The sequence below is a fragment of the Gottfriedia acidiceleris genome, assembly GCF_036421055.1.
Taxonomy (GTDB): Bacteria; Bacillota; Bacilli; order Bacillales; family Bacillaceae_G; genus Gottfriedia; species Gottfriedia acidiceleris_C.
The window spans coordinates 1-4,555 of the sequence record NZ_JAZGQS010000031.1 but is presented as its reverse complement, the minus strand read 5'-3'; the positions used below and the strand labels follow the sequence as shown (position 1 = coordinate 4,555).

Below are 4,555 nucleotides of genomic sequence, written 5' to 3'. Positions count from 1 at the left end.
AAAAAGCACATTCAATTAATGTGCTTTTTACAATGTAATTTATAATATTATAAACAATAATAGGTTTATAACGATTATGAATAAAAATATAAAAATAACAATATTTCTAATAGATATATTAGAACGTGTTTTTGTATTTCTACTATTAGCCGAGTATATTAAATTAATCATTAATAAAATAAGAATAATTTTCAACAAAATTATCACTTCATTTCTCTTATTTTTCCTTCCTATATGGCCCTGGATATGTCCAATTTAAATATATGCGACGATTATGATTTGATTTTCCGATCTAGTTAAAAAATGTTATCAAATTAATCTCCTCCATTAGTTGAAATTTTGTATTTCAATATTTATTTCGGAGTGATATCAGTGTGGAATAGCAGTTTATGTGAACAAAGAATGGAATTTTTAGTAAAAATTGGAATTGAATAAAAAGATAGTATCTTATGTGAAAAAATTCACAATACAGTCATGAAATTTTAAAAAAATTTACCATAATAAATGCTAAGATAAATATATAAACGTTTACTAAAAATAATAGGAGATAATTCAGTCCGAAACATGAATAACAGAGAAATACTATGTATTTTTTTTACCAAACTTTTTACTAGTTTTATTATTTACAGGACGATTAATGTTCAATAAGAAAAGTAAATCATATCTAACTAATGATGTGATAAGTAAACCCATTATAAATCCTTTACTTCCTATTAATGGGGTCATAAAGAAGAGGTTACACCCCTAAATTTTACCTATATTTACTCAAGTGGTAAGAAAGACTTGTTTAATGAAATTTATTCGATCAATAACTAAGGTAGAGTCCACCAACTTGGTATGGATTAATAGGTATTACAGAAAAACAAATAGAATAGACAATTGAGTATAATAATTAACTTTTTTATAACTAGATTAATATAAACAGGGTCTACTAAGAGATTCTAGGTTTGTATATTTAATTATATTTTTGGAGGTGGCTAGAATGAAGTAATCCTATAAATTTGTTAACTTCGGTAAAAAAGGATTTTATATTTTTGATTAAAATGTGAAATTTTTCACAAATGTTAGGAGGAAGAATATTATGATAAAAATAGTTATAAATGCATTAATTATCGCTTTTTCTTATTTATTAATATTTGCTGGAGTACCAAATTCAGGATTTGCGGAAGAAAAACAAGAAGATTCTACATTCTCTAAGTTTAATCCTACAATAGAAGAGCAGATTCAAGGTTTTGAAAACAACAAAGTTATTATACGTGAGGACAACGATGATACCACTCTCAACCGAATGTCGCGTGCTACTACTAAAAAAAGAACAGTGATGTACAAACGTGGTGGTACCTATGCGTGGTCCAAAGATTATATTAACTTTTCATATAATGGAAGTAAAGTAACTTCAAGTAGCGGATGGCAAGAGGTAGGTTGGGTATTTCCAAACATAGTTAAAGCTAAAGGAATGAAAGCATATTATAAGTCTACTAGCGTACATGAATGGAAAGGACATAAAACTATAAGTATTGGGTCAGCTACTCCTTGGGGAGATGTAACTGTATTTAGTCAAGATGTTACTGATTACTATTCTGTCTATAAAGATGGAAAAGATAGGTGGAAATAGTAAGGATGTGACATAATGTTGAAAGTTGAAAATTTAACAAAGAGATATAAGAAAAATATAATTTTAAAAGATGTTAATCTAACTATTTTAGCTCCAGGTATCTATTATTTAATTGGAGAAAATGGCTCAGGTAAAACAACTTTCTTTAAGTGTTTACTTGGATTAGAAAAATATACTGGTGAAATATATTTTAATGATCATAAAACAATTTTCTGTTTATATGATGACCTTCCATTATATCAAAATTTAACAGGTTACGAAAATGTTGTGCTATTAACTGAGAAGAAATTTTTAAAAAAGAAGATCTTAGATGTGGCATCGGAATTATTTGGGAATATTGAACAATTTTACCACATGAAAGTAAGAAACTACTCACTAGGTCAAAAAAAGTTAGTAGGACTATTACTTATTAAACTCTTAAAACCAAATTATTTAATTTTAGATGAAGTGACAAACGGACTTGATTTAAAAAACAAGAAACTACTCAAGTCTTTATTATTAGAATTTAAAGAGACCTCAATAGTAATTTTAAGTGGTCATGAGTTATATTTTTATAAAGAAATTGCTGATTATTTTTTTTTATTAGAAAATGAACAAATTATTTCAATAGATTCGGAGAGGATAGATGACTAATTTTATAAAGGAAATAAGTTTAGAGTATTATTACCAATATAAAGCGAAATACTTTATCTTACTAGTATTAGCGTTACTTTTTTTATCCGCATTTGTGGTTAACTCTCAATTTATGCTTACAAAAAGTACACTTGAAAACTATAAACATATAGAAGAAATCTATCGACGAGACAAGATAGATATAAATGACGCATTGAATGATGAATTAAATTTAAAGAGGCCAGATTCAAACACAGAAGTGGTTGATAATTATTTAAAATACGAACATCTCAATTATCAAAATTCTTTAATAGCTTTAAACCCAATAAACGCAATCAACCAATTATTTTCTTCAGTTTGTTTGATCATTTTACCAATTATTTTTTCAATGTACTCAATTTGTGTAGCACATTACGATATCAAATATAAAATATTAAAAGTTTTACTGATCAACAAATCATTCATTAAGTACCATATCAATAAAGTTGCCTCTATTTTAGTAGTCATATTACTATCTATTTTAGGAATCTCAATTTTTCATAGTATAAATCAAATGATAGTATTTAAGTTCTTTACTAGAATAGATCCTTCTGTTCCAAATATTGATGATTCTATATTTTCAGTTTCATTTGCCGATAAAATTCCAATTCAAATTTTATTTGTATTAATCATAAATATATTTTTTTCTATCTTATTCTATTTTGCCTCTGTTTTTACACGAAGTATAATTTTACCTTCATCTATACTTTTTATTTATATGTTTTTGGTTCCAAACATGGGGAAATTTGATATTAAAAACATCATTCTTTATTCAGTACCAAAAATTTTTAATACAAAAGCTACACTTTTTTCTACACATACTGGAAAAGAATTCCCGATATACTATATTTTTTTTTGGATTACTATATTAATCTTTTTCTCTCTTACAGTAGTTTATATTTCAGACAAGAGATCAAAGTATTATTAAAATTAAACAAGTTTATAAGTAGGTCTTAATTTGTGAAATAAAATGGATGGTTTCTGTTTTTATTCCTTTATTTTTAAAAATATTTTAATTTATTTTAAACTAAAAAAAGAGTAAATGACGATTAGAAGGCTTTTCCTTTATATAGAATACTATCGATTTTATCGGGGATGCAGTCTTTATTTCTAATGTTAAATACTCGTTTTATGATGAGCGTATCGTGAATGTAGTTGTAACATGTTTATTTTTTTTTAGTTACTTAGTTATTTTTATAATAATGCCTAAAACTAAACGAAATTATCAATATATTTTTTTAAGTTTTGTAGTATTTGTATGTATATCATTATTTGTTAATAAATAAAATAGCGGAGGTCGGCATTGAATAATGTGATGCTGACCTCCGCTATTTTAAACCCATTGTCTTTTTTATTTCTTATATTATAATTCTTTTACTAATTCTACCATCTGGTCGTAATTTAACTTGTTTTTAAAGTCGTCTTTTTCAATACCTAAACTATTACAAGCGAAAAAAAGATGTTCTAACCAATCATCGTCATTAGATTGCAGAGCATTTTCAATTTCTACTTCAATATAAGGTACACTTACTTCTTTACCAATTTCTCTAAAGATTTCTATAGATTCTAATGCACCTGGCCAATTCCGATCTTGTAATAAACCAGCTAATTTTGGTAAGGCCTTTTTATTATTTGGGTAACCGATTTTTTTAATTAATAATACACCATTTAACCAACAGAATTTACCATACTTAGGTATTAATAAATGTGTCTTGTCGGGGTTAATTTGAGATAAAATTTCTAAAGAATCTTCTTGAATATCTTTTGGAAGTAAACAATTTAAATTATATACATGATAGATAATTTCTTCGTCTTCTAATTCAATATAGTTTGTCATTTACTCACCCCTTATGAAGAATGTTAATTTAACGGTAAAAGGGAAAAAGTTTGCTGGAAATTTTTTGATCTAAGAAGGAATAAAATACTTTTTCTTCTCTAAAAAAGTAATTGTAATTGCACCAAAGCGGTTAGCCTTATAGTTTCAGGCTGGTTTGGCTCTCGTTGGATTATAATTGAAAAGGAATAGCCATAGAGATTGAAGTTAATAGTAAATAAAAGAGAATAAAGGATATATTTATTATTTTGTTGTTTTCCATGCAATTTTCAAACTTTTCATTATAACAATAATATGTATATAATGCCGATGATAATTATCATTGATTTGTGCAATATTACCAGTTCCAGGGGAAAATTTTATTATATTAGATTGAATAGGGGAAATTATTTACTATATTTATACTTTTTGTGAAAGAAAATGGAAGTAATAAAAAGCTACACTCAAACTATTTG

Annotated in this window: 4 protein-coding genes; 3 read left to right on the top strand and 1 reads right to left on the bottom strand. The window is 26.1% G+C overall.

All coding sequences use genetic code 11. The features are described 5' to 3' along the window. Positions 1-1,081: 1,081 nt before the first annotated feature. From RAH41_RS22345 to RAH41_RS22335, 3 genes are read left to right on the top strand one after another with little or no spacing between them, the layout of a single operon-like run. Positions 1,082-1,615 carry a hypothetical protein gene (locus RAH41_RS22345; protein WP_331225456.1) on the top strand — a complete coding sequence of 178 codons (534 nt, stop codon included), beginning with the start codon at positions 1,082-1,084 and terminating at the stop codon, positions 1,613-1,615. A 15-nt stretch (positions 1,616-1,630) separates the two neighbouring features. Next, complete coding sequence (locus tag RAH41_RS22340; RefSeq protein WP_331225455.1) at positions 1,631-2,248, top strand: ATP-binding cassette domain-containing protein; 618 nt, start codon at positions 1,631-1,633, stop codon at positions 2,246-2,248. Further along, on the top strand, positions 2,241-3,194 hold the full coding sequence (locus RAH41_RS22335) for a hypothetical protein (protein ID WP_331225454.1): 954 nt from the start codon (positions 2,241-2,243) through the stop codon (positions 3,192-3,194). The genes RAH41_RS22340 and RAH41_RS22335 overlap by 8 nt, the downstream gene beginning before the upstream one ends. Positions 3,195-3,629: 435 nt before the next feature. Here RAH41_RS22335 and RAH41_RS22330 read toward each other — a convergent pair whose 3' ends face one another. Further along, entirely contained in the window at positions 3,630-4,103 is a 474-nt protein-coding gene (locus RAH41_RS22330; protein ID WP_331225453.1) for a hypothetical protein, read from the bottom strand. Positions 4,104-4,555: the final 452 nt, after the last annotated feature.